We start from the raw sequence: 26057 nt of genomic DNA on the forward strand, positions 1-26057 counted from the left end.
GGGCAGGAAAGCCACTTTCCTGCCCTGTGAGGGCCGGAAAGTGGCTTTCCTGCCCTCGCGTGCGGAACGCACGCATCCCGGTCCCTGGACGGCCCGCCGCTCACGACGTCTGCGCCGGCTCGGGCCACCTCCCGAACGGGTCCGGCAGCGCGCGCCACATGCTCTCCGCCGCCAGCTCCTCGTCGGTCAGCAGCGCGGCGTCGAGCTGCTCCGTGATCAGCTGCGGGTCGGCGGCATCCGTCACGACGACGAGCTCCTGCATGCGGTCGCCGAACCGGTCGTCCCAGCTCAGCGCGGCCATCGCGCGCCGGTCGGGGGAGGCGGCGGCCCATTCCGACTCCGCCGCCCCGGCGAGCCACGTCCCGGCGTGCCCGACCTGCAGCGCCCCGCCCGCCGACTCCAGCCACAGCACGTCGTCGGGCCGGGAGGCGAGCCAGCACCGCCCGCGGGTCCGCACGACGCCCTGCAACAGCACGTCGACGGCGGCGTAGAGCCGCTGCGGGTGGAACGGTCGCCGTGCCTCGTAGGTCACGATGCCGATCCCGCAGTCGGTCTCGAGCGGCGGCTCCCCGCGCAGCAGCGGGCCGTGCACCTCGGCCGGACGGCCGCGCAGCGCGCCGGGTCGCACCGCGTCGAGCCGGACCCGCTCGTCGAGCCCGGCCAGCCGCAGCCGGGCCGCGGCCGGCGCGACCCTGGCCAGCGTCGCCTCCGTGCGCGCCAGCAGCCAGGCGTCGGCAGTCCCGGTGTGCACGATCAGGTCGGCGAACTCGACCTGCGCGACGGCCAGCTGCGCGACGGTGCGGTCGTCGCCGGGCAGCGTCGGCAGTCCGCGCTCCACGAGCTGCTCGTCGCCGGTGGCGTCGGCCAGCCACCGCCCGGTGTCGACGACGGCGACGACACCGCGCAGGTCGAGCGGCTCGCCGAGGACCATCCAGCAGATCCGCTCCGGGTCGAGCGTCGGGTCGAGGTGCAGCACGATCCGACGCGGCCCGTCGGGCCCGCTGAGCGACCGCAGCGCGGCCAGGAGGTCGTTGCGCAGGGTGCAGGTGACGCAGCCGTGGTCGAGCTCGACGGTCGTCACGGTCTCGACCGGGCCGCGCCGCAGCCGCCTGCGCAGCACACCGTCGCGGATCGGGCGCAGGTCGTGGTGCAGGACGGCGGTGTCGGGGTCGAGCGCGCGGATGCGGCCGATGACGGCCTCGGCGCCTGGGGCGTGCATTCCGGTCAGCACTGTCAGCTCGGTCAGCTCGGTCAGCTCGGTCAGCTCGGTCAGCTCGGTCAGCTCTGGTTGGGTCACGTTGCCTCCTCCGGTGAGCTACCATCGACTCTAGATGAAAATGGATGTCATTAAGAAGGAGGGTTCGTGTCCCGCACCGATCTGAGGCCGATCGTCAAGCTGCGCTCGACGGCCGGCACCGGCACGACCTACGTCACCCGCAAGAACCGCCGCAACGACCCCGACCGGCTGGTGCTGCGCAAGTACGACCCCGCGGTCCGCCGGCACGTCGACTTCCGCGAGGAGCGCTGATGGCCCGCCGGCCGCAGGTCCCCGCCAAGCGCAAGGCGAACCCGCTGCACGCGCGCGGGCTCGCCGAGGTCGACTGGAAGGACGTGCAGCTGCTGCGCACGTTCGTCTCCGACCGCGGCAAGATCCGGGCGCGCCGGGTGACCGGCCTCACTCCGCAGCAGCAGCGCCAGGTGGCCGTCGCGATCAGGAACGCGCGAGAGATGGCGCTGTTGCCCTACCCGTCCGCCGCGCGGGGCTGAAAGCGCAGGTCAGCGCCTTTCGCAATACCGATTTCCGGCCACCCGTACGGGTTGTGTAGCATCGTCGGGGTCGCCAGGGAGCGTGCTCCCGGGCGGCCGGCCGCCCCTTTAGCTCAGTCGGCAGAGCGTCTCCATGGTAAGGAGAAGGTCTACGGTTCGATTCCGTAAAGGGGCTCGACGAGGCAGGTGTGACCAGCCTCGCGAAGCGGTGTAGCTCAGTCGGTAGAGCAAGCGGCTCATAATCGCTGTGTCGCCGGTTCAAGTCCGGCCACCGCTACCAGACCGACGATGAGAGCAAAGTAAGCAGGAGGCGCCCGCGATGGGTAAGGCCACAGACGTACGGCCGAAGATCACGTTGGCGTGCGAGCAGTGCAAGCACCGCAACTACATCACCAAGAAGAACCGTCGCAACGACCCCGACCGTCTTGCGATGAAGAAGTTCTGCCCCAACTGCGGCGTCCACCGCGAGCACCGCGAGACCCGCTGAGCGTGCCCGACCCGTCCTTCGTCGGCCGCGCACTGCCGCCGTCGGCGCCGTACACGGTCGGCCGCGAGAAGATCCGTGAGTTCGCCCTCGCCATCGGCGAGGGCGCTTCGGTGTGCACCGACGTCGGTGCCGCGCGCGCCGCGGGGCATCGCGACGTCGTCGCGCCGCCGACGTTCTCGGTGACGTTCACGATGCCGCACATCGAGGCGTTCCTGAAGGATCCGGCGTTCGGCTGGGACTACTCGCGGATGGTGCACGGCGACCAGTCGATCACCCTGCACCGCCCGATCTGCGGCGGCGACGTGCTGACGACGACGATCCACGTCGAGGACCTGAAGACCAGGGCGGGAAGTCACATGCTGACCCTGCGCTGCGAGATCGTCGACGCCGCTGACGAGTCGGTCGCCACCACGCGGCTCATGCTCGTCACGCAGGCGGACGCATGATCGAGAAGGGCACCGAGCTGCCGCCGCTCCCGCTGCGGGTCACGAGGGCCGACCTCGTGCGCTACGCGGGGGCCTCCGGCGACTTCAACCCGATCCACTGGAGCGACCGCGTCGCCACGGCCGTCGGGCTGCCCGGCGTGATCGCCCACGGCATGCTGACGATGGCGCTGGCCGCCCGGCTGGTCACCGACTGGGTGGGCGACCCCGCCGCGGTGCGCAGCTACAGCGTGCGGTTCACCCGTCCCGTCGTCGTCCCCGACGACGACGAGGGCGCGCTGCTCGAGCTCAGCGGCAAGGTCACCGCTGTCACCGAGGGCGACGACGGCACCCGCGTCGCGTCCGTGCTGATCACCGCGCGGTTCGACGAGAAGACCGTGCTCGGCAAGGCAGTGGCGGAAGTCACCCTCAAGGGTTGAGAGCTTCGTCGCACACCCCTGGTTGGGGCACCCTGCCTCGATGTAGGTGTTCCTGCGATGAAGCCGACTCCCTTCGCCGTCGACCTGACCGCGCACGAGCAGACCCGCCTCGCCGCGGTGCTCGAAGCCGCGACGGACCTCGACCCCGGTCGTGTGCTCGCGGCCGAGACCGATGCGCACCGCATGCTCTACAGCAACCTGGACGAAGAACAGCAGGCGACCTACCGCATGCTTGTCGAGGCCGGCGTGCTGGAGGCCGGCGGTGCGTGACGCCCAGGCCGACGTCGCACGCCGGGCGTGGATCGGCTGCCCGCGCTGCGCCGACCAGAACGGGTGCGCGACGTGCTCGGTGGGCAGCACCTGCGAGTCGCACTGGCGGTTCCTGCTCGCCGCGGAAGGCCGCAAGCTCTTCGTCCAGTGCCCGGGTTGCTGGCACCGGTGGTGGCACGACAGCGGGTTCGGCGTCGGTGATCGTCCGCACGGGATCGACCCCGTGGTCGACTTCCCCGGAGCGGGTGCCGCGGCCTGAACCCGGCCCCGGTGGTGCCGGTGAAAAGCACGCACCCGGGTGCCGTACACTCGAAATCCGGGTTCGCTGCGGCGGAGCCGGTAGAGGGGTGTAGCTCAATTGGCAGAGCAGCGGTCTCCAAAACCGCAGGTTGCAGGTTCAAGTCCTGTCGCCCCTGCCACCGTGTAGGAGAAGTACGGAACGGCAGTACGAGTAGATCGGCGAGCGCACCTGGCAGGTCGGGCCGTCGGCGAGCTGGAGGATGCGGGCGTGGCTGAGGAGCGCGAGGCTGAGGGACGTGGGCAGGAGCGCCCGCGTACCGCCGCCGACCGTCGTGGTCGGCGTTCCGGTCCTGCGCCGGAGGGCAAAGGCCGCTCCACCGCGGTGCGCGACGCCCGTCCTGCCAAGGTCTCGCTGCTGAAACGGCTCAACCGGTTCCTCCGCGAGGTGGTCGCGGAGCTGCGCAAGGTCATCTGGCCGAGCCGCAAGCAACTCGTCACCTACACGATCGTCGTTCTGGTCTTCGTGTCGTTCATGGTCGCGCTGGTGGCACTGCTGGACTACCTGTTCGGGCAGGGTGTGCTGTTCCTGTTCGGCACGTGAGACCGCGAGCCCGTACGACGAGGACGAAGGAAGCGAGACGAACGTGACCTCCCAGGACGGCGGCCAGTGGCCGACCGACGTCGAGGACGAGGACGGCACCGCCGCCCCCGCGGTCGACGAGACCGACGACACCGAGACCTCCTCGCCCGCTGCTGACGACGCGGACGCCGAGGGTGCTGCGGGCTACTCGGACGCGGAGGAGCACGAGGCCGAGAGCGCCGACGACGCCGATGCCGACGACGCCGCCGATGCCGAGGACGCCGACGGCGAAGATGTCGAGGCCGCCGACGACGCGGTCGAGGCGGCAGCGCCGGAGGTCGACGAGGACGTCGACCCGGTCGAGGAGATGCGGGCGGCGCTGCGGCGCGCGCCCGGCGACTGGTACGTCGTGCACTCCTACGCCGGCTACGAGAACAAGGTGAAGACCAACCTCGAGACGCGCGTGCAGACGCTCGACGTCGAGGAGTACATCTTCCAGGTCGAGGTGCCCACCGAAGAGGTCACCGAGATCAAGAACGGCCAGCGCAAGCAGGTGCAGCGCAAGGTGCTGCCCGGCTACATCCTGGTCCGGATGGAGCTGAACGACCAGTCGTGGGGTGCGGTTCGCAACACCCCCGGCGTCACCGGCTTCGTCGGTGCGACGTCCAAGCCGTCGCCGCTCACGCACGACGACGTCATCAAGTTCCTGCTCCCGCGGGTCGAGCCGAAGGCGGCTGCCGGCGCGAGCAAGGCCGAGAGCAGCGCAGGCGCCGGCAAGTCGGCGGTCGAGGTCGACTTCGAGGTCGGCGAGTCGGTCACCGTCATGGACGGCCCGTTCGCGACGCTCCCGGCCACGATCAACGAGGTCAACGTCGACGCCCAGAAGCTCAAGGTGCTCGTGTCCATCTTCGGCCGCGAGACCCCGGTCGAGCTGGCGTTCAGCCAGGTCTCGAAGATCTGACCCCCGCCGCGGCAGGCAGGTCCGCGGCGTGCTCAACCACGACAGGAAAAAGAGATGCCCCCCAAGAAGCGGAAGCTCTCCGCGATCATCAAGCTCCAGATCAAGGCTGGTGCGGCCACGCCGGCGCCGCCGGTCGGGCCCGCGCTCGGCCAGCACGGCGTCAACATCATGGAGTTCTGCAAGGCCTACAACGCGGCGACCGAGTCGCAGCGCGGCGATGTCGTCCCGGTCGAGATCTCGGTGTTCGAGGACCGCTCGTTCACGTTCGAGCTCAAGACCCCGCCGGCCGCTCGGCTGCTGCTGAAGGCCGCAGGCGTCGAGAAGGGCAGCGGCGAGCCGCACACCAAGAAGGTCGCGACGGTGACCATGGAGCAGGTGCGGCAGATCGCGCAGACCAAGATGCGCGACCTCAACGCCAACGACATCGACCAGGCCGCGAAGATCATCGCCGGCACCGCCCGGTCGATGGGTATCAACGTCAAGGGCTGATCGGCCCGAGCGAGCGTGGGAGAGCCGGGCGCGGCTCGCACCACGAACTGACCTGAGAAGAAGGACAGAGATGGCACAGCGCAGCAAGCAGTACCGCAAGGCCTCCGAGCTGATCGACCGCGACCGGCTCTACAGCCCGCTCGAGGCTGCGGATCTCGCGAAGGAGACCAGCAGCGAGAAGATGGACGCCACCGTCGAGGTGGCGATGCGGCTGGGTGTCGACCCCCGCAAGGCCGACCAGATGGTCCGCGGCACCGTGAACCTGCCTCACGGTACGGGCAAGACCGCCCGCGTGATCGTCTTCGCCACCGGCGACAAGGCCGCTGAGGCCGAGGCCGCCGGCGCCGACGTCGTGGGCGCCGAGGACCTCATCGAGCGCATCCAGGGTGGGTGGCTGGAGTTCGACGCCGCCATCGCCACCCCCGACCAGATGGCCAAGGTCGGGCGCATCGCCCGCATCCTCGGCCCGCGTGGTCTCATGCCGAACCCGAAGACCGGCACCGTCACCCCGGACGTCACGAAGGCTGTCGCCGACATCAAGGGCGGCAAGATCAGCTTCCGGGTGGACAAGCAGGCCAACCTGCACCTCGTGATCGGCAAGGCGTCGTTCGACACCGAGAAGCTGGTGGAGAACTACGGCGCCGCGCTCGACGAGATCCTGCGGGCCAAGCCGTCGGCTGCCAAGGGCCGGTACATCAAGAAGATCACGGTCTCGACGACGACGGGCCCCGGCATCCCCGTCGACCCGAACCGCACCCGCAACCTGCTGGTGGACGAGGCTCCCTCGGTCTGATCGCACGAACACCCGGCACCCCGTCGCCCACCAGGGCGGCGGGGTGCCGTCGTCTCAGCGCCCGAACTTCCCCACCGTTTTGTGCACTTGCGCGCCTTTTCGGCGCGCATCCACCCAAAACGGTGGGGAACTTCTACGACCAGTCGGCGAGGACGTCCTCGAGCGGCTCGGGCTCGCGGGCGGTCTCCGGCAACGCGGTCGGCGTGCGGGAGAAGCGTGGTGCCGGCGCGGCCTCCGGCACACCGTCGCGCTCGACGATGGTGGAGCGCGCCACCAGGTGCGGGTGTTCGGCGGCCTCCGCGAACGAGAGCACGGGCGTGACGCACGCGTCGGTATCGACGAAGACCGCCGCCCACTCATCGCGGGTGCGGGTGGCGAAGACCTCGGCGATCCGCGCTTTGAGCTGCGGCCAGCGGTCGCGGTCGAACTGGTGGGGCAGGTCGGCGGCGTCGGTCAGCCCCAGCCCGGCGAGCATCGCCGCGTAGAACTGCGGCTCGATCGCCCCGACCGCGACGTGCCGCCCGTCGGAGCAGGTGTACGTGTCGTAGAACGGCGCGTGTCCGTCGAGCAGGTTGGCGGCGGGCTCGTCGACCCACACCTTCTGCGCGAGCAGGCTCCAGACCATCTGGTTCAGCACCGACACCCCGTCGACCATCGCGGCGTCGACGACCTGTCCCTGCCCCGACCGCTGCGCCTCCCACAGCGCGGCGACGATGCCGATGACCAGCAGCATCGAACCGCCGCCGAAGTCGCCGACCAGGTTCAACGGCGGGACGGGCCGCTCGCCCGCCCGGCCGATGGCGTGCAGCGTGCCGGTCAACCCGATGTAGTTGATGTCGTGACCGGCGCGCGCCGCCAGCGGACCATCCTGGCCCCAGCCGGTCATCCGCCCGTAGACGAGCCGCGGGTTGCGCGCGTGGCAGGCGTCCGGGCCGACGCCGAGCCGCTCGGTGACCCCCGGCCGCAGCCCTTCGAGCAGGACGTCGGCCCGCTCGACGAGTCGCAGCACCGTCTCCCGGCCCTCCGGCGTCTTGAGGTCGGCGGCCACCTTGCGCCGCCCGCGCAGCGTCGGGTCGGGCACGCTCGGGTCGCCGAGCTTCAGCCCGCCGGACGGCCGGTCGATCCGCACGACGTCGGCGCCCAGGTCGGCGAGGACCATGGCGGCGTGCGGGCCGGGTCCGATGCCGGCCAGCTCCACCACCTTCAGGCCGCGGAGCGGTCCGTTGCTGCTCACCAGCACCTCCGACTAGAGCGACGCTACGCAGTCAGTATTGACTGTTCCGCTCGATCACGCGACAGCCATCGGGTCGGGATCGATCACGTGCCCGATGCCGTCGAGCTCGTGCCATGCCGTGACGAGCACGTCCACCGCGGCGTCCATGCGGTCGCGGCGAAGCGTGTAGGGCAGCCGCAGGAACCGCTCGAACGCGCCGTCGACGCCGAACCGGGGGCCCGCGGAGAGGAGGAGATCGTGCCGCCGGGCCGCGATCGTCAACCTGCTCGAGACGGGTTCGCCGAGGTCGACCCACAGGCACAGCCCGCCGGTCGGCCGCGACATCTGCCAGCCGGGGAACGTCGCCGCGAGCTTGCCGCGCAGGTGGTCGCGTGCCGAGGACAGCTCCACGCGCCGCGCTTGCACGATCTGGTCGATGTCGGTCATGAGCCGGGCCGTCACGAGCTGTTCGAGGACGGGGCTGCCGAGGTCGACGGACGCGCGCAGCGCCGCGAGCCTGCGGACCATCGACGCCGACGTCCTGATCCAGCCGATCCGCAGGCCGCCCCAGAACATCTTGCTCGCCGAACCGATCGTGATCACGAGTGCGGAGTCCGGCGCGCCGAACGACGCGACGGGCTCCGGGGGCGGCCCTTCGAGCGGGACCTCCGCGAGCGTCTCGTCGACCAGGAGCGGGGTGCTCGTCCGGCGGGCCAGATCGACCAGCCGCTCCCGATCGGAGTTGCTGAGCAGTGCGCCGGACGGGTTCTGGTAGTCGGGGATGACGTAGGCGAGCCGGGGAGCGGCGTCGCGGACGGCCGCGGTGAGCAGGTCCAGATCCCACGTCGCCGAGCCGTCGCCGCTGGGGCTCAGCGGCACCGGGATCGGGCGGGCGCCCCGGTTGCGGATCGAGTCGAGCGCGTTCGGGTAGGTCGGGTGCTCGATGAGCACACGATCACCCGGTCCGGCGAGCGCCAGCAGCGCCAGCGAGATCCCCTGCTGCCCGCCGGCCGTGACGAGCACCTGGTCACGGGTCGTCGGGAGGCCGCGCGCGGTGTAGCGGGCGGCGATGGCGTCGCGCAGGACCGGCAGCCCGATCAGGTCGTACCCGTGGGTGCAGAGGTGGGCGTCGAGGTCGCGGATGGCGCCGGCCGTCGCGTCGCGCATCTGCTCGGACGGCGCCGGCAGCGACGCGTGGGCGAGGTCGAGGTTCGCCCAGCCGCCGTACGGGAAGAGCGGTCCGCCGGGTGCAGCGCCGGGTTGGGTCGAAGGGGATTGGGTCCAGCTGCCGGCGCCGCGGCGGCTGCGCAGCACCTCGGCGGCGCGCAGCGTGTCGTATGCCGTCGCCACCGTGGTGCGGCTGACCTCCAGCGCGCCGGCCAGCTCGCGCTCGGCGGGCACGCGGATCTGCAGCGGCAGCCGCCCGTCGAGGACGAGCAGCCGGATCCGGTCGGCGAGCGCGCCGGCTAGGCCCTTCCCGTCCGGCGGGCGCCACTCCCCGAGCAGGCGTGCGAAGCTGCGCGCCCCGATGCTCCGGGTCAGGTCGGTGCGGTCCACTGCAGGCCACCTTCCGGTGATTGGCCATGTGCTTGCAGGCCAATCATAGGCATAGTGGGTGTATGGACATGACACTGTGGTTCTTGCTCGCTGTACTCGTCGCCATCGCGCTCGCCGCGCCCCGCTACGGCGTCGACAGTCGGTGGCCTGGTCGCGGAGAGCCAACACCACCACCACGCCGGGGGCCGACGCTGCGCGGCGACCTGGCGATGGTGTTCGGCGCAGCTCGGCACGCGCTCACCGGCCGCTCCGCCCACCAGTGATCGGCGCACCCGTCGACAACGACGTTATGGCTGTTTGTTAGCGCTCACAACAGCCAAAACGTCGTTGTCGACGGTGTTCCTAGACGTCCAGCAGGTCGGCCCGACCCTGCGCCTCGAGGTGCTCGCGGTACGGCGCGAACATGCCCTTGGCCAGCGGAAGCACCTTGAGCAGCTTCGCCACCGGGCCCTTCGCCCGCACCTGCCCCTTGGCCAGCGCGACCGGCAGCACGACCTTGCCCAGCCAGAACTTGTTGCCCGTGTCGGCGGTCATGAACAGCTCGACGTTCGGGTCGGGGCCGTTGCCGGCGCCCTCGTAGATCGCGGTGGCGGGCATGTCGACCGTGATGACGGCGTCCGGGTCGGTGTAGTGGACCCGCAGGACGATGCCGGTCGGCTGCAGCTGCGCGACGAGCGCGGAGTCCTCCATGCCGCGCCGGAAGATCCCGCCGAGGTACTCGTAGACCTCGGCCTCATCCTTGAATGCCGCCACGTCGCAGCTCCTCTCATCGCGGATCACCGGATCCTGCCGCAGCGGAGCAACGGGAAGCGACACCTCGATCGGGCCTTCCATGGCCCGCGCGGGCCAGCGGGGGTTGCCAGGAAAGTGGCTTTCCTGTCCTGAGGCGCCAGGAAAGTGGCTTTCCTGGCACTCCCCGGAACGCCGCGCCGCTCCGGCTAGCGGCGGTCGCCGTCCAGCAGGCCGTAGCGGCCGGCCAGCGCCGCCGCCTCGATCCGGTTCGCCGCGCCCAGCTTGTGCAGCAGCGACGCGATCATGCGTTTGGCCGTCCGCTCGCTGACCAGCATCGGCTTCGCGATCTCGCTGGTCTCCAGACCGCGCGCGAGCAGCCGCCACAGCTGCAGCTCGCGGCTGCCGAGCCGGTCGAGCACGCCGTCGCCGGCCCGGTCGCCGGCGGCGAGCAGCGCGTCGAGCAGGTCGGCCCGCACCACCCGCACCCCCGCTGCGATCGTGAGCAGCGGCGCGACCAGCACCTCCGGGTCGGCAGACTTGCCGAGGAAGCCCGCGGCGCCCGCCCGCAGCGCGGCGGCCGCCAGGCCGAGGTCCTCGGTGCCCGAGAGGGCGAGCACCTGCGTCGCCGGGTAGCCGGCAACCACGCGGCGGATCGTCTCGACCCCGCCGAGCGGCGGCAGCGCGAGGTCGATGATCGCGATGTCGGCCTGTTCCCGCCCGACGAGCGCGACGGCGTCCTCGCCCGCGGTCGTCGAGCCGGCGACGACGAACCGATCACCCGCACGTGACTCGAGCAGCAGGGTGAGACCCTGCGCGAAGAGCGCGTGGTCGTCCACGATGACCACCACGTATCGACCGTCCCGCACGCCGCCGGACTCTATCGACCTACGCCCGAGGGACGTCCGCATGGACATCAAGCTGTTCTCCACTTTCGAGGAACGCACGGCCGTCGTGATCCGGCTGCTCGTCGTCGTGTCCGTGACGCTGGCGATGGTGATCGGGCCGGAGCTGGCCAGGGGGCGGGTCAACACGGTCTGGGTGCTGGTCGCGCTGACGGCCTGCTACGCGGCCGCGCTCGCCGTCGCCGAGTGGTACGGCCGCGACATTGCGCCGTCGTGGCTGGTCACGGCCGTCGACGCCCTGCTGGTGCTGACCGCGTGCGGCCTGACCGGCGGCGCCGACAGCATCATGGTCGCGGTGCTGCCGCTCGTCGTGATCGCATCGGCGGTGCGTGGCGGCGCGCTGGTCGGGCGGCTCGCCGCGCTGGGAGTGGGGGCGGGGTTCACGGCTTCGGCTGTGCTCGGCGCCGACCCCGGACGTCCCGCGGCCGAGCCGTGGCTCGCCGGGGCGTGGTGGACGGGGTTCCTCGCGGCGGCCGCGGTGCTGGTCGGGGTGCTCGTGCAGCGGCTGGAGCGGCAGCTCCAGGAAGCGGCGGAGTCGCGTGCCGAGCACGAGGTGATGTTGGAGGAGCGCGACCTGCGCGCCCGGCTGCTCGCCGCGCAGCAGGCCAGGCTCGACGGCGTGCGCGTCGTCCTGCACGAGTTCCGCACGCCGGTGGCCTCGCTGACCGCGCTCTCGGCCGACCTCGCCGCCGGCCGGCTGTCCGAGCAGTCGCGCTCGACGGCCGTCGCGCTGCTCGCCGAGCACGCCGTGCACCTGCGCGACATGCTCGACGGGCTCGCCGACGTCGCCGTGCAGGAAGGCAGCCCGATCGGGCGGGTGCGCGAGCGCAACGTCGGGCTCGCGGAGCTGGCCGACGCCGTGCTCGACGCCGCGGGGGTGCAGCCGCACCGGCGGCAGCCGTCGATCACCCCGCCGGACGCCTCGGTGCGCTGCGACCCGCAACGGCTGCGCAGAGTGCTCACCAACCTCGTCGAGAACGCTGCCCGGCACAGCGGCGACGCGCCCGTCGAGCTGGACATGCGGCACACCGACGGCACGCTGGTCGTCGAGGTGCGCGACCGCGGGCCGGGCCTGCCGCCGGGCCAGGAGGGTGTCGTAACGGCGAAGGGGGTCGCCATGGGTGAGCGCCGCGGCACCGCCGGACTCGGGCTCTGGATCGTCGAGGCGCTGGTGACGGCGATGCACGGCGAGCTGACGCTCCTGCCGCGCGAGGGCGGCGGGCTGGTGGCGCAATTGAGCCTCCCGCTGCCGGCCGGCTAGAACGGCGGCGATGCCGGCGTCACCGACGTTGTGCCCGCCGGCCGCCGCGGTGGGTGACGCCTCACCCGCGCGGGTGGTGTGGCACCCGCGGGCCATGCCAGGAACGTCCGGCCCGGTGCGGTCGGCCGTGATCGCGACCATGCTGCGTGCATGCAGACCACGGCAGCGGTGCTCTGGGAGCTGGGCGGCAAGTGGGAGATCGAGGAGGTCGAGCTCGATCCGCCGAACGCGGGTGAGGTGCTGGTCGAGCTCACGGCGAGCGGGTTGTGCCACTCCGACGAGCACCTGGTCACCGGCGACATCCCGATCGGCTTCCCGATGATCGGCGGGCACGAGGGCGCCGGGCGGGTGGTCGAGGTCGGCCCGGGGGTCACCGAGGTCGGGGTGGGCGATCCGGTCGTCATGACGTTCCTGCCGTCCTGCGGGAGGTGCAGCTACTGCGTGCGCGGCTACACGAGCCTCTGCAACGACGGTGCCGGCGCGACGCTCGGCCCGCAGCTCGACGGCACCTACCGGTTCCACGCCCGCGGCGAGGACGTCGGCCAGATGTGCCTGCTCGGCACGTTCGCCAAGCACACCGTGGTGCCGGTGAAGTCCGTCGTCCAGATCGACGAGGGCTTCCCGCTGCACCTCGCGGCGCTGGTCGGCTGCGGTGTGACCACCGGCTTCGGCTCGGCCGTGCGCACCGCGGACCTGCGCGCCGGCGACACCGCCGTGGTGATCGGCATCGGTGGGGTCGGCGCCAACGCCGTGCAGGGGGCGAAGGTTGCGGGCTGCCGGTACGTCGTGGCCGTCGACCCGTTCGAGTTCAAGCGTGAGAAGGCGCTGGAGCTGGGCGCCACGCACGTCGCGGCCAGCATGGACGAGGCATGGGACCTGGTCTCCGGCCTCACCCGCGGCCAGCTCGCCGATGCCGCGATCCTGACGCCGGGTGTCGTCGAGGGTGAGCACCTGCAGCCGGCGCTGCAGCTCGTCGGCAAGCGCGGGCGGGTCGTCGTCACGGCGCTCGGCCACCCCGACCAGGACACCGCGGCGCTGTCGCTGATGGACCTCACGCTCTACGAGAAGCAGGTCCGCGGCGCGCTCTTCGGCAGCTCGAACGGCCAGCACGACGTGCCGCGGCTGCTGGAGATGTACAACCTCGGCCTGCTCAAGCTGGACGAGCTGATCACCAGGGAGTACTCGCTCGAAGAGATCAACGTGGGCTACCAGGACATGCGCGAGGGCCGAAACATCCGTGGACTGATCCGGTACTGAGGAAGGACGACGATGTCCGTCACGCACAGCATCGAGCACGGCAAGCGCACGGGGTTCGCCAGCTTGGCGAAGGGCGGCCTCAACTTCGACTTGTTCCCGATGCGGCTGTTCGCGAAGGGCAACGGCCGCCACTGGAACCCCGCCGACATCGACTTCAGCCAGGATGCCCGCGACTTCGCCGCGATGAACGAGGAGGAGCGCTGGTGGACGTGCTCGCTCGCCGCGCAGTTCATGGCGGGTGAGGAGTCGGTGACGCAGGACCTGCAGCCGTTCGTCGCCGCGATGGCCGCCGAGGGCCGGCTCGCCGACGAGATGTACCTGACGCAGTTCGTCTACGAAGAGGCCAAGCACACGGAGGCGTTCCGCCGCTGGTTCGACGCTGTCGGGCTGACCGAGGACCTGCACTCCTACATCGAGACGAACGAGCCGTACATGCAGATCTTCACCAAGGAGCTGCCGGAGAGCCTGTACGCGCTCGGTGCGGACCCGTCGCCGCGCAACCAGATCCGCGCGTCGGTCACCTACAACCACATCGTCGAGGGCACGCTGGCGCTCACCGGCTACTTCGCGTGGGCGAAGGTCTGCACCAGCCGCGGGATCCTGCCCGGCATGCAGCAGGTGATCAAGCACATCGGCGACGACGAGCGGCGCCACATGGCCTGGGGCACGTTCACGTGCCGGCGCCACGTCGCCGCCGACGACGACATGTGGGACGTCGTCGACGAGCGCATGCAGGAGCTGCTGGTGCCGGCGATGGGCGTCGTCACCGCGATCTACGACCAGCTCGAGGAGGGCCAGGACCCGCCCTTCGCGGTCGACATGAACGAGATGGCCGAGTACGCGATGGACAAGGTCGGACGGCGGCTCGGCGCGATCGAGTCGGCCCGCGGCGCGAACCTGCGCGACATCGACGTCGATGCGTCGCCGGAAGCGCTGGAGGAGAAGTTCCACAAGGAGGACGAGGCCGAGCTGGCCATGGCCGGCTGAGCGTCGACAACGACGTTCTGGCTGTTGTTAGCGCTCACAAACAGCCAGAACGTCGTTGTCAACGGTTTACGCGCGGGAGACCACCCGGTCGACCAAGCCGTAGTCGACGGCCTCCTGCGCGGTGAACCAGCGGTCGCGATCGAAGTCCTCGACGATCCGCTCCAGGCTCTGGCCGGTGTGCTCGGCGGTCAGCTCGGCCATCTCGCGCTTGAGCCTGCGCAGCCGCTCGGCCTGGATGAAGATGTCGGACTCGGCGCCGCCGACGCCGCCCGACGGCTGGTGCATCATGATCGTCGCCCGGGGCAGCGTGAGGCGCTTGCCGGGCGCGCCGGCGGTCAGCAGGAACTGGCCCATCGACGCCGCCATCCCCGTCGCGACGGTGGAGACGTCCGGCTCGATCGCCTGCATCGTGTCGTAGATGGCCATGCCGGCGGTCACGGAGCCGCCGGGCGAGTTGACGTACAGCGTGATGTCGGCCGTCGGGTCCTCGGCGGCGAGCAGGAGCAGCTGGCCGACGATCAGGTTGGCGACCGGGTCGTCGACCTCCTGGCCGAGCACGATGATGCGCTCGCGCAGCAAGCGGTCCTGCACCGATCCGTCGAGGGTGAGCATGGTCTCCGCCATTTCGGCACTTCCTAACTGGAGAGCTTGCGGGACGGGATGATCGCGTCGACGAGGCCGTACTCGAGCGCCTGCTCGGCGGTGAGGATCAGCTCGCGCTCGATGTCGTTGTGCACGCGCTCCTGCGACTGACCGGTGTGCTGCGCGAGCAGCCGCTCCATCCCGGTGCGCATGCGCGAGATCTCGGCCGCCTGGATCTCCAGGTCGGAGACCTGGCCGCGGATCACCTCGACGGCCGGCTGGCGGATCAGCACCCTGGCGCTCGGCACGATCGACCGCTTGCCCTTCGTGCCGGCGGCGAGCAGCAGCGCGGCGGCGGAGGCGGCCTGGCCGAGGCAGAACGTGCGCACCTGCGGCCGGATGTACTGCATGGTGTCGTAGAGCGCCGTCATCGCCGTGAGCGAGCCGCCGGGCGAGTTGATGTACAGCTCGATCGGCCGGTCGTCCTCGAACTCGAGGCAGACGAGCTGCGTCATCACGTCGTTCGCAGCCGTGTCGTCGATCGGCGTGCCGAGGAAGATGATCCGGTTCTCGAACAGCTTGTTGTACGGGTTGGATTCCTTGACGCCGTAGCTGGTCCGTTCCACGAACGACGGCACGACGTACCTGCCGTTGGCTGTCTGGTGCTGCATGGCCGCGACGCTAGGGCCGGTGAAAGTGCTCCATGTGGCGGTTTCGCTGGGAGCACCAACCTTCCGCTCACGGTGAACGGCCCCGCGGCGCCCGGAATGTGGCTTTCCTGACAACCTCAGCGGCCGCCGACCGCGTCCTACGACCGGGTGCCACACGGACGGGTGCAGCGGTGCTGGTAGGAAGCTTCCGTCAGCGCGCGTACCCCTACCGGGCGTAGGGAATCGGTCCGATCGGAGCAACTTCGGCCCGAGACCTAACTCGTCAGTAACCCGGCTCGGTGGGTCTCGTTGGGCGGTTGTGGGCGGTCGGCCGCCCGCGGCTTGGCCAAAGTGCCGACGAGCAGCGGCAATCCGATGAGGGAGGGCGTGCGTGGCCGAGTCGACGGCGACGAGCTCAGCCGGGGTGGCGTCATGACGGGTGTCGAGGTGCGGGTCGAAGGGCTGACCAAGTCCTTCGGGCGCGCGAACATCTGGTCGGACGTGACGCTGACGCTGCCGCCGGGTGAGGTGTCGGTGCTGCTGGGGCCCTCGGGCACGGGCAAGTCGGTCTTCCTCAAGACGCTCATCGGGCTGTTGAAGCCGGAGCGCGGGTCGATCTTCATCCACGACACCGACCTGGTCACGTGCTCCGAGTCGCGCCTCTACGAGCTGCGCAAGCTGTTCGGCGTCCTGTTCCAGGACGGCGCGCTGTTCGGCTCGATGAACCTCTACGACAACATCGCGTTCCCGCTGCGGGAGCACACGAAGAAGTCGGAGTCGGAGATCCGCGACATCGTCGCGGAGAAGATGGACATGGTCGGCCTCACCGGCGACGAGCGGAAGCTGCCCGGCGAGATCTCCGGCGGCATGCGCAAGCGCGCCGGCCTGGCCAGGGCGCTCGTGCTCGACCCCGAGATCATCCTGTTCGACGAGCCGGACTCCGGCCTCGACCCGGTGCGCACCGCCTACCTCAACCAGCTGATCATCGACCTGAACGCGCAGACGGACTCGACGTTCCTGATCGTCACCCACGACATCAACACCGCGCAGACGGTCCCGGACAACATCGGGATGCTCTACCGCAAGCACCTGGCCATGTTCGGCCCCCGCGAGGTGCTGCTGACCAGCGAGGAACCGGTCGTCGCGCAGTTCCTCAACGGCCGCCGGCAGGGCCCGATCGGCATGTCGGAGGAGAAGGACACCGCGCAGGCCGCCCGCGAGATGGCCGAGGTCGAGGAGCTGGAGGGCCTGCCGCCGCTCAAGCCGCAGCTGGGCACGAGCCCCGGCGTCGGCGAGCGCAAGGCCGTCGGACGCCGCCGCGAGCGCGTCCTGCAGATGATGCACACGCTCCCGCAGGCCGCCCAGGACGCCATCCAGGAGAGCTACGCGCACGACCCCGACCTCGTCGCGGCGGGCCGCCGCCCCTCGCCCGGGCCGCGGCCTGGCGAAGCACTGACCAGGCAGGAACGGCCGCAGGGCGGCTACGGCGCCGACGTCGAGGACTTCGACGCCTACCGGCAGCAAGGCCCCGGCCCCGGCCCCGGTCCTTCGCCGCGCCCGCCCTCACCGGGGCCGCGGCCGAGCGGCCCGGGGTGGTGACCGCGCGACCATGACCTCTCCGGCCCCGCTGACCAGGGCGCTCACGCCCGTCGGGAAGCTGTTCATGCTCGGCGTCGACGTCGTCAAGGCGACGTTCAAGCCCCCGTTCCAGCTCCGCGAATACATCGAGCAGACCTGGTTCGTCACGAAGGTCTCCGCGCTGCCGACGGCGCTGTTCACGATCCCGTTCGGCGCGACGATCGCGTTGCTGCTCGCCGAGCTGACCCGCCAGTTCGGCGCGCAGAGCCAGACCGGCGCCGGCAGCGTCCTCGCGATCGTGCAGCAGGCGGCCCCGATCGTCACCGCGCTGCTGATCTCCGGTGCGGGCGGCAGCGCGGTCTGCGCCGACCTCGGCGCGCGCACGATCCGCGAGGAGATCGCGGCGATGGAAGTGCTGGGCATCTCGCCCGTCCAGCGGCTCGTGGTGCCGAGGGTGCTGGCGATGGCCACCACCGCCGTGGTGCTCAACGGGCTCGCGACGGTCGTCGGTGTCGGCGGCGGCTACTTCTTCAACGTGATCGTCCAGGGCGGCACGCCCGGCGCGTACATCGCGAGCTTCTCCGCGATCGCGCAGGTCTCCGACATCCTGGTCAGCGAGCTGAAGGCCGCGCTGTTCGGGTTCACCGCCGGCATCGTCGCCGCGTACCGCGGGCTGAACCCGCCGCCCGGCCCGAAGGGCGTCGGCGACGCGGTCAACCAGTCGGTCGTGATCTCGTTCGTGCTGGTCTTCCTGATCAACGTCGTGCTCACCGCCCTGTACCTCGAGCTCGTCCCGCCGAAGGGGTCCTGACGTGGCCACCTGGAGCAGGAACGCGAAGCGCGCCGCGACGGTGCCGCTGACCACGCTGGAGGAACTGGGCGACCAGCTCTCCCTCTACATCCGGGCGATCGCGTGGATCCCGCGGACGGTGCGCCGCTACCGCGGTGAGATCGCGCGGCTGCTCGCCGAGGTCAGCTTCGGGTCCGGTGCGCTGATCGTCATCCTGGGCACGGCCGGCGTGATGCTCTCGCTCTCGCTGTTCGTCGGCAGCCTGGTCGGCCTGCAGGGCTTCCGCGCGCTCGACTCGCTCGGCGTCGAGGCCCTGACCGGCTTCATCACGGCCTACTTCAACACCCGCGACATCGCACCGCTCGTCGCGTCGGCGGCGCTGACGGCGACGCTCGGCGCGGGCTTCACCGCCCAGCTCGGCGCGATGCGGATCTCGGAGGAGATCGACGCGCTCGAGGTGATGGCTGTCCCGAGCGTGCCCTACCTGATCACCACCCGGGTGATCGCGGGCGTCATCGCGATCATCCCGATGTACACCGTCGGGCTGCTGGCGAGCTTCGCGGCCGCGCGCCTGAACGTGACGCTGCTCAACGGGCTACCAGGCGGGACGTACGACCATTACTTCGACCTGTTCCTACCGGTCAGCGACGTCCTGTACTCCTATCTCAAGGTCATCATCTTCGCGATGGTGATCATCCTGATCCACTGCCACTACGGCTACACCGCCAAGGGCGGGCCGGCCGGCGTCGGCATCGCGGTCGGGCGCTCGGTGCGCCTCTCGATCGTCAGCACCGCGATCCTCGACTTCTTCCTCACGCTGGTGATCTTCGGGACCTCGACGTCGGTGAGCGTGGCTGGATGATCAGGAAGAGGCTGCAGGGGCTCGCCTTCGTCGTGGTGCTGCTCGTGATGGTGGCGCTCGCGATCGGCAAGTACGCAGGCACCTTCGAGAGCGGCGTGCCGGTGACGATGAAGGTGGCGCGGGTCGGCAACCAGCTCACCGAGCGGGCCGACGTCAAGGTGCGCGGGCTCAAGGTCGGCACGGTCGACGCCGTCACGTCCGACGGCACCGGCGCCACCGTGCAGATGTCGATCCAGCCCGACAAGGCCGACCTCATCCCGGCGAACGTCTCGGCCAGGCTGATCCCGAAGACGCTCTTCGGCGAGAAGTACGTCTCGCTCGTGATCCCCGACGGGACCCGCGCCGCGCCGATCGCGGCGGGCGACGTGATCCCGCAGGACCGCAGCGAGGCCGCGCGCGAGGTCGAGCGGGTGCTCGACGACCTGCTCCCGCTGCTGCAGGCCGTCGAGCCGCAGGACCTCGCGACGACGCTCGGCGCGCTGTCGCAGTCGCTCGAAGGGCGCGGCGAGAACCTCGGCCGCACGCTCGTCAGGCTCCAGGAGCTGACCGGTGGCCTGCGCCCGGCGATCCCCGACCTGCAAGAAGACATCACGCAGCTGGCCAACTACTCCGGCAACCTGCGCGAGGCGGCGCCCGACCTGCTCGACGCGCTGGAGGACTTCACCGTCACCAGCCGCACCGTCGTCGACCAGCGCGAGGAGCTGTCGGAGTTCTTCGACAGCATCACCGAGGCCTCGGACGACCTGAAGGCGTTCCTCTCCGACAACAAGAAGAACCTGATCGGGCTGAGCGCCTCGGCCCGCCCGACGCTGGAGAGCCTCGCCCGGTACGCGCCGGAGTTCCCCTGCCTGTTCAACCAGGTGGCGGGGATCGTCCCGCTGGCCGACAAGGCGTACGGCAAGGACACCGGGAAGCCCGGCATCCACATCACCTTGGAGATCGTCAACAACCAGGGCAAGTACGTCCCGAACCGCGACGAGCCGCGCTACGAGGACGACCGCGGGCCCCGGTGCTACCCGATCCTCGACCCGGGCCCGCAGAACCCGCCCGACGGTCCGTTCGAGAACGGCGCGCAGCCCCCGCCCGCTCCCGAGGAGGAGCCCACCGGCGACCCCGAGGAGCTGGGCATCGTTCCGGCGTCCTTCCACTCCGATGACATGGGCCTGCCGAACTCGCCCGCCGAGCAGAAGATGATCTCCGAGTTGCTGGCGCTGCACACCGGTTCGACCCCCGAGGCCGTGCCGGGGTGGAGCTCGCTGCTTGTCGGCCCGCTCTTCCGGGGCGCGGAGGTGACGCTGACATGAGCCGCATCCCCGTCGCAGCGCTCGTCAAGTTCCTGGCGCTCGCGCTGGTGGTCACGCTCGCCACGACCGTGCTCGCCGTGACCATCGCGAACGGCTCCGCAGGCGACCGCACCGCATACACCGCCCGGTTCACCGACGCCACCGGCCTGCTGCCGGGCGACGACGTGCGCATCGCCGGGGTCATCGTCGGTGTGGTCGACGACGTGCGCATCGTCGACCGCCGCTTCGCCGAGGTCGCGTTCACCGTCGACGCCGCACAGTCCGTCCCGGCCTCGGCGACGGCGTCGGTCCTCTACAAGAACCTGATCGGCCAGCGGTTCCTCGCGCTCGGCCCCGGCGACAGCCCGACGGGGGAGCGGCTGCCCGCCGACGGGACGATCCCGGTGGAGCGCACCCGCCCGCCGCTGAACCTCACGACGCTCTTCAACGGGTTCAAGCCGCTGTTCGCCGCGCTCGACCCGCAGCAGGTCAACCAGCTCTCGTTCGAGATCGTGCAGGTCCTGCAAGGGCAGGGCGGCACGGTGCAGAGCCTGCTCGCCAGCACCGCTTCGCTGACCAACACGCTCGCCGACCGCGACGAGGTGATCGGCCAGGTGATCGACAACCTGAACTCGGTGCTCGACACCGTCAACTCGCGCGACGGGAAGCTCTCCGAGCTGGTCTCGTCGCTGCAGGGGCTGGTGTCGGGGCTCGCGGAGGACCGGGAACCGATCGGCGAGGCGCTCGTCTCCATCGGGCGGCTCACCGAGGTCACGGGCGACCTCGTCGGCGACGCGCGGCCCGGGCTGCGCGACGACATCGCCGCGCTCGGCGACCTCGCCGGCAACCTGAACGACACCAGCGACAAGCTGGAGAAGACCATCCAGTTCCTGCCCTACAAGCTCGACACGATCACCAGGGCGGGCAGCTACGGCAGCTGGTTCCAGTTCTACCTGTGCGGCCTCACCGGCTCGGTCGGCCTGGAGCCGTACCTGCCGCCGGTGGAGATCCCGGCCTACAGCAGCCCGTCGCCGCGCTGCGGTTCCGATCCCGACGGCGTCGAGGGGCAGCGTCCCGGCCTGCTCGACGGGTTGCCGCCCTCGCTCCCGACCGGTGCGCCGGAAGCGCCGTTCGCCGTGCCCGAGGTGCCGCTCCTTCCGATGCTGGGGGGAAATTGATCACGAAACGCGGTCCGGTGCCCGTCGCGATCACCGGCATCCTGCTGATCCTGCTGGTCGTCGTGCTGGCCTTCAACGGCCCGAAGATCTTCGGCGGCGGCACGACGTACCAGGCCGAGTTCTCCGAGGCGGCCGGGCTGACCGCGGGCGACCTCGTCGCCATCGCGGGTGTCGAGGCCGGCCGGGTCGACTCGGTCAAGCTCGCCGCGAACCGCGTGCTAGTGACGTTCCACGTCACCGACGCCTGGGTCGGCGACCGCACCCGCGCGTCGATCGAGATCAAGACGCTGCTCGGCTCGAAGTTCCTCTCGCTCGACCCGCAGGGCGACCGCGAGCTCGACCCCGACCAGCCCATCCCGCTCGCCCGCACGTCGTCGCCGTTCGACGTCGTCGAGGCGTTCGACGGGCTCTCGTCGACGATCGACCAGCTCGACACCAAGCAGCTCACCGCGAGCCTGACGACGCTCTCGGACACCTTCCGCGGCACCGCCCCAGAGATCAGGGGAGCGCTGGACGGCCTCTCGCGGCTGTCCACCACGATCGCCAGCCGCGACGAGGAGATCCGCACGCTGCTCGCCGGCACGAACAACCTCTCGACGGTGCTCGCCGAACGCAACGGCGAGTTCACGAAGCTGCTGGAGGACGGGAACCTGCTGCTCGACGAGCTGAAGAAGCGCCGCGACGCGATCAGCTCGCTGCTCGACGGCACGCGCGACCTCTCCAAGGAGCTGCGCGGGCTCGTCGAGGACAACCGCGACCAGTTGCGCCCGACCCTGGAGAAGCTCGACAAGGTGGCCGAGCTGCTGCAGCGCAACCGGGACTACCTCGACAAGGCCATCCCGAAGCAGGCGACGTTCGTCCGGGTGTTCACCAACGCCGTCGGCAACGGGCGCTGGTTCGACAACTACATCTGCGGGCTGCTCCCCGTCCCGCCGATCGGCCCGCTCAACCCCGGGGGGTGCTGAGGTGTCGACCAAGGGGTTCTCCCTCACCGACCGCCGCCAGTTCCAGTGGACGGCGATCATCGCCGTCGTCGCGCTGCTCGTGGCGTCGGGTCTCTACCTGCTGCTCCGCCCGGCGGGCCGCACCGTCACCGCCTACTTCACCTCGGCGTCGGCCGTGTTCGAGGACAACGGCGTGCGCATGCTGGGCGTGCCGGTCGGCCGGATCACCGCCGTCGTGCCCGAGGGCACCCGGGTGCGGGTCGACATGCAGATCGACGACCCCGACATCGTGCTGCCGGCCGACGTCCGCGCCGTCGTGATCTCCCCGAGCCTCGTCACCGGCCGGTACATCCAGCTCACGCCCATGTATAGCGGTGGGCCGCAGCTCGCCGACGACGGCGTGATCCCGCTGGAGCGCACCGCGGTGCCGCTCGGCGTCGACGACCTCGCGCGCACAGCGTCGGAGCTGTCGAAGGCGCTCGGACCGCAGGGCGCGAACGCGCAGGGCGCGATCTCGGACGTGCTGAACGTCGGCGCCGAGAACCTCGCCGGCAACGGGCAGGCGGTCAACGACAGCATCCGCAACCTCGGCGAGCTCTCCGGGACGCTCGCCGACTCGCGCGAGGAGCTCTTCGGGACGGTCACCCAGCTCCAGTCGTTCGTCTCCAACATCTCGGCGAACGACCAGCAGGTCCGCGAGTTCAACGGCCGGTTGGCCGAGGTCGCGGGCTTCCTCGCGGACGAGCGCGGCGACCTCGGGAGCTCGGTGGCGGAGCTCTCGGTCGCGCTCGGCGACGTCGCCGACTTCGTCGAGGACAACCGCGAGGCGTTGAAGGGCAACATCGACAAGCTGAACGACGTCACGAAGGTGCTCGTCAAGCAGCAGGACGCGCTGGCCGAGATCTTCGACGTCGCGCCGACCGCGCTGTCCAACCTGGTCAACACCTACAACGGCTCGTCGGGAACGCTCGACACGCGCGCCGACATCAACGAGCTCACGCAGCCGCCGATCGTGCTGATCTGCGAGATGCTCAAGCGCGGTGCACCCAAGGACGTCCCGAAGAACCTCGCCGACACCTGCTCGCGGCTCGGCGGCGTGCTCGACGGGGCCGTCCCGCTGCCCAGCGCGGCCGAGGTGATCACGTCGCTGCAGGCCGGCAAGCCGCCGCCGCTGCCGGGGCTCGCGCTCCCGACGGATCCGGCCGACAAGGCCGAGGGGTCCGAGGGGGCGCAGGGCCCGTCGGCGACCCGGAGCGAGCCGAAGCAGGACGAGGACAGCTCGGGTACCCAGGGCGACCAGTCCGGCGACTCCGGCGACTCCGGCGGGGGTGGATCGTGACCCGCCGCAACGTCGTCCGGCTCGCCGCCGTCGCCACCGTCGCCGCGGTGCTCACCAGCGGCTGCGGGGTGCTCTCCGGCGGCCTGCGCGGCGTCGACCTGCCCGGTGGCGCCGACCTCGGTGACCACCCCTACGAGGTGGTCATCGAGTTCGCCGACGTCGTCGACCTCGTGCCGCAGTCGCTGGTGAAGGTCAACGACGTGCCGGTCGGGACGGTCACCGGCATCGCCGTCGGCCCCAACTGGACGGCCAACGTCACCGTCATGGTCAACGGCGACGTGCCGCTGCCGGCCGACGCGCAGGCCAGGGTGCGCACCACCAGCCTGTTGGGCGAGAAGTTCGTCGAGCTGCTCGCCCCGGAGAAGCCGGGGCCGGTCGTCTCGAAGCTCGCCGACGGCGCACTGATCCCGCTCGCCCGCACGGGCCGCGCCGCCGAGGTCGAGGAGGTGCTCGGCGCGCTCTCGATGCTGCTCAACGGCGGCGGCGTCGCGCAGATCCGGACCATCGCCACCGAGCTGAACAAGGCGCTCACCGGCAACGAGCCCGAGATCAGGACGCTGCTCGGCGACCTCGACAACATGGTCGGCGCGCTCGACTCCAAGAAGGGCGAGATCACCAGGGCGATCGACGAGATCAACCGGCTCGCCGTGACGCTCGACGACCGCAAGGGCCAGATCGAGACCGCGCTCGACGACCTCGCGCCGGGGCTGCGCGAGCTGGAGAGCCAGCGCGGGGCGCTCGTCGACATGCTCAAGGCGCTCGACCGGCTCTCCGGTGTCGCCACCGACGTCGTCGAGCAGAGCAGGGACGACCTGCTCGCCGACATCGAGCACCTGCGCCCGATCCTGCGCAAGCTGGCCGAGTCCGGCTCGGACCTCGTGAACTCGCTGGAGTTCTTCCTGACCCCGCCGTTCACCGACGCCGCCGTCGACGCGTTCGCGGGCGACTACGCCAACCTCTACATCCGAGCCGACCTCGACCTCGGGCACATCCTCGAGAACCTCGCGCGCTCCAACCAGCCGCTGCTCGGCCCCGACAGCCCGCTCAGCGCGCTGCCGCCCACGTCGCAGCTGCTCGGGCCGCTGCTGGGTGCCGACGGGGCCGGGCAGGCGTTCCCGCTGCCCCTGCCGGGCCAGGTCGAGCCGGCACCGACGACGGGATCCCAGGTGCCGCCCGCGCAACGCGACGAAGAACCGGAACCGGAACCCGAAGGCGGCGGCTTGTTCGACGGCCTGTTCGGAGGTGGCGGATGATCTCGCGCATCGTCCGGATCCAGCTGGCGGCGTTCCTCGCTCTCGCGTTGGCGGGGGTCGGGTACGCCGGGTTCCGCTACGCCGGCTTCGGCGACGTCTTCGGCGCGACGACGTACCCGGTGCGGATGCAGCTGGCCGACTCCGGCGGCATCTTCACCGGCGCCGACGTCACCTACCGCGGGGTGAGCGTCGGGCGCGTCGGCGAGCTGACCCTCACCGACCAGGGCGTCGACGTGCAGCTCGACATCGACCGCAGCGCGCCGTCGATCCCCGCCGACCTCGACGCGCAGGTGCGCAACCTCTCGGCGATCGGCGAGCAGTACGTCGACCTGCAGCCGACCAGCCGCGGCGGGCCCTCGCTCGAATCCGGATCGGTGATCCCGGTGAACCGCACGAGCATCCCGGTGCCGGTGGAGAACCTCGTCGTCGACCTCGACGACTTCGTCCGCTCCGTCCCGCTCGACTCGCTGCGCACGGTCGTCGACGAGCTCGGCACGGCGTTCTCCGACACCGCGCAGCCGCTGCAGAAGATCCTGGACACCACCGACGCGTTCACCACCGACGCCGTCGACGCCCTGCCGCAGACGCTCGCGCTGATCACCGACAGCCGGACCGTGCTGACCACGCAGAACGAGACGGCCGGCTCGTTCAAGAGCTTCAGCAAGGACCTCGCGCTGCTCGCCGACCAGCTGGCGTCGTCGGACCCCGACGTGCGCAGGCTCATCGCGAACGGGCCCGAGGCCGCCGACCAGATCTCCGGGCTGCTCGACGAGAGCGGCAGCGGGGCGTCCGAGCTCATCGCGGGCCTGCTGACGGTCTCGCGGGTCGCGGAGCCGCGCCAGGCCGGCCTGCGGCAGTTCCTCGTGGAGTACCCGGGGCTGGCGTCGAGCGGCTACTCCGTCATCCCCGACGACGGCACGGCGCACCTCGGGCTGGTGGTCAACCTCTTCGACCCGTACCCCTGCGCGCAGGGCTACGAGGCCACCCCGCACCGCTCCGGTGATGATCTCGAACCGCTCACCCCGGACCCCGACTTGCACTGCGCGGAGCCCCCCGGGAGCCCCATCACGGTTCGCGGGGCGCAGAATGTCCCAGGTGCGGCTACCCCGTTGCCGCCAGCGGACGCCCCGGTCGGACCGACCGGACCACTGCCAGCAGGGTCGGCACCGGTGGACTCGCCTCCACCGCTGAGCTCCCCGGCCCAGATCCTGTTCGGCTGACCCTGTCCCCGACGGCTGGA

Annotated in this window: 31 protein-coding genes and 3 tRNA genes; 27 read left to right on the plus strand and 7 right to left on the minus strand. The window is 70.8% G+C overall.

The features are described 5' to 3' along the window. Positions 1 to 100: 100 nt before the first annotated feature. The gene (gene mrf, locus LL648_RS17785) at positions 101 to 1297 is read right to left on the minus strand and encodes a ribosome hibernation factor-recruiting GTPase MRF (protein ID WP_232663711.1); all 1197 of its coding nucleotides are present in this window, start codon (positions 1295 to 1297) and stop codon (positions 101 to 103) included. Positions 1298 to 1363: 66 nt separating this feature from the next. On the opposite strand from mrf, the gene rpmG (LL648_RS17790) reads away from it, so the two are divergent. The 14 genes from rpmG (LL648_RS17790) to rplA all read left to right on the plus strand — a co-directional run bounded on the left by rpmG (LL648_RS17790) (position 1364) and on the right by rplA (position 6449). Then, the gene (gene rpmG, locus LL648_RS17790) at positions 1364 to 1528 is read left to right on the plus strand and encodes a 50S ribosomal protein L33 (protein ID WP_232663712.1); all 165 of its coding nucleotides are present in this window, start codon (positions 1364 to 1366) and stop codon (positions 1526 to 1528) included. Next, complete coding sequence (gene rpsR, locus LL648_RS17795) at positions 1528 to 1767, plus strand: 30S ribosomal protein S18 (protein ID WP_232663713.1); 240 nt, start codon at positions 1528 to 1530, stop codon at positions 1765 to 1767. The genes rpmG (LL648_RS17790) and rpsR overlap by 1 nt, the downstream gene beginning before the upstream one ends. A 102-nt stretch (positions 1768 to 1869) precedes the next feature. Next, positions 1870 to 1942, plus strand: a tRNA-Thr gene (locus LL648_RS17800). A gap of 29 nt (positions 1943 to 1971) precedes the next feature. After that, a tRNA-Met gene (locus tag LL648_RS17805) sits at positions 1972 to 2047 on the plus strand. Positions 2048 to 2086: 39 nt separating this feature from the next. After that, positions 2087 to 2254 carry a 50S ribosomal protein L33 gene (rpmG, locus tag LL648_RS17810; protein WP_232663714.1) on the plus strand — a complete coding sequence of 56 codons (168 nt, stop codon included), beginning with the start codon at positions 2087 to 2089 and terminating at the stop codon, positions 2252 to 2254. Positions 2255 to 2256: 2 nt separating this feature from the next. Continuing rightward, positions 2257 to 2700 carry an FAS1-like dehydratase domain-containing protein gene (locus tag LL648_RS17815; RefSeq protein ID WP_232663715.1) on the plus strand — a complete coding sequence of 148 codons (444 nt, stop codon included), beginning with the start codon at positions 2257 to 2259 and terminating at the stop codon, positions 2698 to 2700. After that, positions 2697 to 3116 (plus strand): MaoC family dehydratase, encoded by a 420-nt coding sequence (locus LL648_RS17820; RefSeq protein ID WP_232663716.1) that lies wholly within the window; start codon positions 2697 to 2699, stop codon positions 3114 to 3116. The genes LL648_RS17815 and LL648_RS17820 overlap by 4 nt, the downstream gene beginning before the upstream one ends. A gap of 57 nt (positions 3117 to 3173) precedes the next feature. Next, the gene (locus LL648_RS17825) at positions 3174 to 3386 is read left to right on the plus strand and encodes a DUF6400 family protein (protein WP_232663717.1); all 213 of its coding nucleotides are present in this window, start codon (positions 3174 to 3176) and stop codon (positions 3384 to 3386) included. Further along, the gene (locus tag LL648_RS17830; protein WP_232663718.1) at positions 3379 to 3645 is read left to right on the plus strand and encodes a hypothetical protein; all 267 of its coding nucleotides are present in this window, start codon (positions 3379 to 3381) and stop codon (positions 3643 to 3645) included. Before LL648_RS17825 ends, LL648_RS17830 begins: the two co-directional genes overlap by 8 nt. Positions 3646 to 3729: 84 nt before the next feature. Further along, positions 3730 to 3805 (plus strand) — tRNA-Trp (locus tag LL648_RS17835). A gap of 89 nt (positions 3806 to 3894) precedes the next feature. Then, positions 3895 to 4227, plus strand: coding sequence for a preprotein translocase subunit SecE (gene secE, locus LL648_RS17840; protein ID WP_232663719.1), 333 nt, complete (start codon positions 3895 to 3897; stop codon positions 4225 to 4227). A 43-nt stretch (positions 4228 to 4270) separates the two neighbouring features. Continuing rightward, on the plus strand, positions 4271 to 5167 hold the full coding sequence (gene nusG / locus LL648_RS17845) for a transcription termination/antitermination protein NusG (protein ID WP_232663720.1): 897 nt from the start codon (positions 4271 to 4273) through the stop codon (positions 5165 to 5167). Between the two features lie 54 nt (positions 5168 to 5221). Continuing rightward, positions 5222 to 5656: a 50S ribosomal protein L11 gene (rplK, locus tag LL648_RS17850; protein ID WP_232663721.1), complete on the plus strand. Its 435-nt coding sequence runs from the start codon at positions 5222 to 5224 to the stop codon at positions 5654 to 5656. Between the two features lie 70 nt (positions 5657 to 5726). Continuing rightward, a complete protein-coding gene (gene rplA, locus LL648_RS17855) occupies positions 5727 to 6449 on the plus strand; it encodes a 50S ribosomal protein L1 (RefSeq protein ID WP_232663722.1) in 723 nt (240 codons plus the stop codon). A gap of 133 nt (positions 6450 to 6582) precedes the next feature. Here the strand turns inward: rplA and LL648_RS17860 are convergent, their stop codons facing one another. Both LL648_RS17860 and yczR read right to left on the minus strand, forming a co-directional pair. Beyond that, complete coding sequence (locus LL648_RS17860) at positions 6583 to 7686, minus strand: CaiB/BaiF CoA transferase family protein (protein ID WP_374112074.1); 1104 nt, start codon at positions 7684 to 7686, stop codon at positions 6583 to 6585. Positions 7687 to 7737: 51 nt separating this feature from the next. Beyond that, positions 7738 to 9219, minus strand: a complete 1482-nt coding sequence (gene yczR / locus LL648_RS17865; RefSeq protein ID WP_232663724.1) for a MocR-like transcription factor YczR — start codon at positions 9217 to 9219, stop codon at positions 7738 to 7740. A gap of 62 nt (positions 9220 to 9281) precedes the next feature. Here yczR and LL648_RS17870 point away from each other — a divergent pair, with 62 nt between their 5' ends. Then, positions 9282 to 9482 carry a hypothetical protein gene (locus tag LL648_RS17870; RefSeq protein ID WP_232663725.1) on the plus strand — a complete coding sequence of 67 codons (201 nt, stop codon included), beginning with the start codon at positions 9282 to 9284 and terminating at the stop codon, positions 9480 to 9482. A 79-nt stretch (positions 9483 to 9561) separates the two neighbouring features. Here the strand turns inward: LL648_RS17870 and LL648_RS17875 are convergent, their stop codons facing one another. Together LL648_RS17875 and LL648_RS17880 are read right to left on the minus strand one after the other, a co-directional pair. Further along, positions 9562 to 9972 carry a sterol carrier protein gene (locus LL648_RS17875; protein ID WP_232663726.1) on the minus strand — a complete coding sequence of 137 codons (411 nt, stop codon included), beginning with the start codon at positions 9970 to 9972 and terminating at the stop codon, positions 9562 to 9564. 185 nt (positions 9973 to 10157) lie between these two features. After that, complete coding sequence (locus LL648_RS17880) at positions 10158 to 10799, minus strand: response regulator transcription factor (protein WP_308190347.1); 642 nt, start codon at positions 10797 to 10799, stop codon at positions 10158 to 10160. Between the two features lie 58 nt (positions 10800 to 10857). Here LL648_RS17880 and LL648_RS17885 point away from each other — a divergent pair, with 58 nt between their 5' ends. From LL648_RS17885 to LL648_RS17895, 3 genes are all read left to right on the plus strand, one after another. Further along, positions 10858 to 12114 (plus strand): sensor histidine kinase, encoded by a 1257-nt coding sequence (locus tag LL648_RS17885; RefSeq protein WP_232663728.1) that lies wholly within the window; start codon positions 10858 to 10860, stop codon positions 12112 to 12114. A 150-nt stretch (positions 12115 to 12264) separates the two neighbouring features. Next, positions 12265 to 13371 carry an NDMA-dependent alcohol dehydrogenase gene (locus LL648_RS17890; RefSeq protein WP_232663729.1) on the plus strand — a complete coding sequence of 369 codons (1107 nt, stop codon included), beginning with the start codon at positions 12265 to 12267 and terminating at the stop codon, positions 13369 to 13371. Between the two features lie 12 nt (positions 13372 to 13383). After that, complete coding sequence (locus LL648_RS17895) at positions 13384 to 14358, plus strand: R2-like ligand-binding oxidase (protein ID WP_232663730.1); 975 nt, start codon at positions 13384 to 13386, stop codon at positions 14356 to 14358. Between the two features lie 66 nt (positions 14359 to 14424). On the opposite strand, the gene LL648_RS17900 is transcribed toward LL648_RS17895, so the two are convergent. Continuing rightward, entirely contained in the window at positions 14425 to 14982 is a 558-nt protein-coding gene (locus tag LL648_RS17900; protein WP_232663731.1) for an ATP-dependent Clp protease proteolytic subunit, read from the minus strand. A gap of 11 nt (positions 14983 to 14993) precedes the next feature. Then, entirely contained in the window at positions 14994 to 15611 is a 618-nt protein-coding gene (locus LL648_RS17905) for an ATP-dependent Clp protease proteolytic subunit (RefSeq protein WP_232663732.1), read from the minus strand. A 411-nt stretch (positions 15612 to 16022) separates the two neighbouring features. On the opposite strand from LL648_RS17905, the gene LL648_RS17910 reads away from it, so the two are divergent. The 9 genes from LL648_RS17910 to LL648_RS17950 are packed head-to-tail and all read left to right on the plus strand — an operon-like array spanning position 16023 to position 26037. Next, a complete protein-coding gene (locus LL648_RS17910) occupies positions 16023 to 17189 on the plus strand; it encodes an ABC transporter ATP-binding protein (RefSeq protein ID WP_232663733.1) in 1167 nt (388 codons plus the stop codon). Positions 17190 to 17199: 10 nt separating this feature from the next. After that, complete coding sequence (locus LL648_RS17915) at positions 17200 to 17979, plus strand: MlaE family ABC transporter permease (protein ID WP_232663734.1); 780 nt, start codon at positions 17200 to 17202, stop codon at positions 17977 to 17979. Position 17980: 1 nt separating this feature from the next. Further along, a complete protein-coding gene (locus LL648_RS17920; RefSeq protein WP_232663735.1) occupies positions 17981 to 18820 on the plus strand; it encodes an MlaE family ABC transporter permease in 840 nt (279 codons plus the stop codon). Continuing rightward, positions 18817 to 20124: an MCE family protein gene (locus LL648_RS17925; RefSeq protein ID WP_232663736.1), complete on the plus strand. Its 1308-nt coding sequence runs from the start codon at positions 18817 to 18819 to the stop codon at positions 20122 to 20124. Before LL648_RS17920 ends, LL648_RS17925 begins: the two co-directional genes overlap by 4 nt. Then, on the plus strand, positions 20121 to 21281 hold the full coding sequence (locus tag LL648_RS17930; RefSeq protein ID WP_232663737.1) for an MCE family protein: 1161 nt from the start codon (positions 20121 to 20123) through the stop codon (positions 21279 to 21281). The genes LL648_RS17925 and LL648_RS17930 overlap by 4 nt, the downstream gene beginning before the upstream one ends. Further along, positions 21281 to 22246: an MCE family protein gene (locus LL648_RS17935; protein WP_232663954.1), complete on the plus strand. Its 966-nt coding sequence runs from the start codon at positions 21281 to 21283 to the stop codon at positions 22244 to 22246. The genes LL648_RS17930 and LL648_RS17935 overlap by 1 nt, the downstream gene beginning before the upstream one ends. Position 22247: 1 nt before the next feature. Next, the gene (locus tag LL648_RS17940) at positions 22248 to 23564 is read left to right on the plus strand and encodes an MCE family protein (RefSeq protein WP_232663738.1); all 1317 of its coding nucleotides are present in this window, start codon (positions 22248 to 22250) and stop codon (positions 23562 to 23564) included. Further along, positions 23561 to 24817 carry an MCE family protein gene (locus tag LL648_RS17945; protein WP_232663739.1) on the plus strand — a complete coding sequence of 419 codons (1257 nt, stop codon included), beginning with the start codon at positions 23561 to 23563 and terminating at the stop codon, positions 24815 to 24817. Before LL648_RS17940 ends, LL648_RS17945 begins: the two co-directional genes overlap by 4 nt. Continuing rightward, positions 24814 to 26037, plus strand: a complete 1224-nt coding sequence (locus LL648_RS17950; RefSeq protein ID WP_232663740.1) for an MCE family protein — start codon at positions 24814 to 24816, stop codon at positions 26035 to 26037. Before LL648_RS17945 ends, LL648_RS17950 begins: the two co-directional genes overlap by 4 nt. The last annotated feature ends 20 nt before the right edge of the window (positions 26038 to 26057 follow it).

Source organism: Pseudonocardia sp. TRM90224 (genome assembly GCF_021245725.1).
Classification (GTDB): Bacteria; Actinomycetota; Actinomycetes; order Mycobacteriales; family Pseudonocardiaceae; genus Pseudonocardia.

Coding starts and splice junctions, on each gene's coding strand:
- LL648_RS17825 (WP_232663717.1), top strand. CDS start 3,174: ATGAAGCCGACTCCCTTCGCCGTCGACCTGACCGCGCACGAGCAGACC.
- LL648_RS17890 (WP_232663729.1), top strand. CDS start 12,265: ATGCAGACCACGGCAGCGGTGCTCTGGGAGCTGGGCGGCAAGTGGGAG.
- rplA (WP_232663722.1), top strand. CDS start 5,727: ATGGCACAGCGCAGCAAGCAGTACCGCAAGGCCTCCGAGCTGATCGAC.
- LL648_RS17950 (WP_232663740.1), top strand. CDS start 24,814: ATGATCTCGCGCATCGTCCGGATCCAGCTGGCGGCGTTCCTCGCTCTC.
- LL648_RS17910 (WP_232663733.1), top strand. CDS start 16,023: ATGACGGGTGTCGAGGTGCGGGTCGAAGGGCTGACCAAGTCCTTCGGG.
- LL648_RS17925 (WP_232663736.1), top strand. CDS start 18,817: ATGATCAGGAAGAGGCTGCAGGGGCTCGCCTTCGTCGTGGTGCTGCTC.
- LL648_RS17870 (WP_232663725.1), top strand. CDS start 9,282: ATGGACATGACACTGTGGTTCTTGCTCGCTGTACTCGTCGCCATCGCG.
- rplK (WP_232663721.1), top strand. CDS start 5,222: ATGCCCCCCAAGAAGCGGAAGCTCTCCGCGATCATCAAGCTCCAGATC.
- LL648_RS17900 (WP_232663731.1), bottom strand. CDS start 14,982: ATGGCGGAGACCATGCTCACCCTCGACGGATCGGTGCAGGACCGCTTG.
- rpsR (WP_232663713.1), top strand. CDS start 1,528: ATGGCCCGCCGGCCGCAGGTCCCCGCCAAGCGCAAGGCGAACCCGCTG.
- rpmG (WP_232663714.1), top strand. CDS start 2,087: ATGGGTAAGGCCACAGACGTACGGCCGAAGATCACGTTGGCGTGCGAG.
- LL648_RS17885 (WP_232663728.1), top strand. CDS start 10,858: ATGGACATCAAGCTGTTCTCCACTTTCGAGGAACGCACGGCCGTCGTG.
- LL648_RS17915 (WP_232663734.1), top strand. CDS start 17,200: ATGACCTCTCCGGCCCCGCTGACCAGGGCGCTCACGCCCGTCGGGAAG.
- LL648_RS17905 (WP_232663732.1), bottom strand. CDS start 15,611: ATGCAGCACCAGACAGCCAACGGCAGGTACGTCGTGCCGTCGTTCGTG.
- LL648_RS17820 (WP_232663716.1), top strand. CDS start 2,697: ATGATCGAGAAGGGCACCGAGCTGCCGCCGCTCCCGCTGCGGGTCACG.
- LL648_RS17895 (WP_232663730.1), top strand. CDS start 13,384: ATGTCCGTCACGCACAGCATCGAGCACGGCAAGCGCACGGGGTTCGCC.
- LL648_RS17930 (WP_232663737.1), top strand. CDS start 20,121: ATGAGCCGCATCCCCGTCGCAGCGCTCGTCAAGTTCCTGGCGCTCGCG.